Origin of the sequence: Agromyces sp. CCNWLW203, assembly GCF_036576125.1 — a bacterium.
Lineage (GTDB): Bacteria > Actinomycetota > Actinomycetes > Actinomycetales > Microbacteriaceae > Agromyces.
In genome coordinates this window covers 1-502 of the sequence record NZ_JAZHYX010000013.1, presented here as the reverse complement: position 1 = coordinate 502, position 502 = coordinate 1, and the positions used below count along the sequence as shown (strand labels likewise).

The following is a 502-nucleotide window of genomic DNA, read 5'->3' as shown; positions in this document are numbered from 1 at the left end:
TTCTCAGATGGCCGACTACATCCTCGCGATCGACCAGGGCACGACCTCGTCGCGCGCGATCATCTTCGACAAGGCCGGATCGATCGTCTCGACCGGGCAGCTCGAGCACGAGCAGATCTTCCCCAAGGCGGGCTGGGTCGAGCACGACCCCGCCGAGATCTGGCGCAACACGGGCGAGGTGATCGGCCAGGCCCTCGGCAAGGCGAACCTGACCCGTCACGACATCGCCGCGGTGGGCATCACGAACCAGCGCGAGACCGCGGTGGTGTGGGACAAGAACACCGGCGAGCCGGTGTACAACGCGATCGTGTGGCAGGACACCCGCACGCAATCGATCGTCGACCGGCTCGCGGCCGACGGCGGCGTCGAGCGGTTCAAGGAGAAGGTCGGGCTGCCGCTCGCGACCTACTTCTCGGGCACGAAGATCGTGTGGATCCTCGAGAACGTCGAGGGTGCGCGCGCGAAGGCCGAGGCCGGCGACCTGCTGTTCGGCACGACCGAC

1 protein-coding gene is annotated in these 502 nt (G+C 67.5%); it reads left to right on the top strand.

All coding sequences use genetic code 11. From position 1 onward, the window contains the following. Positions 1 to 7: 7 nt before the first annotated feature. A partial coding sequence (locus tag VPH61_RS18835) for an FGGY family carbohydrate kinase (protein ID WP_332065055.1) occupies positions 8 to 502 on the top strand: 495 nt, incomplete at its 3' end.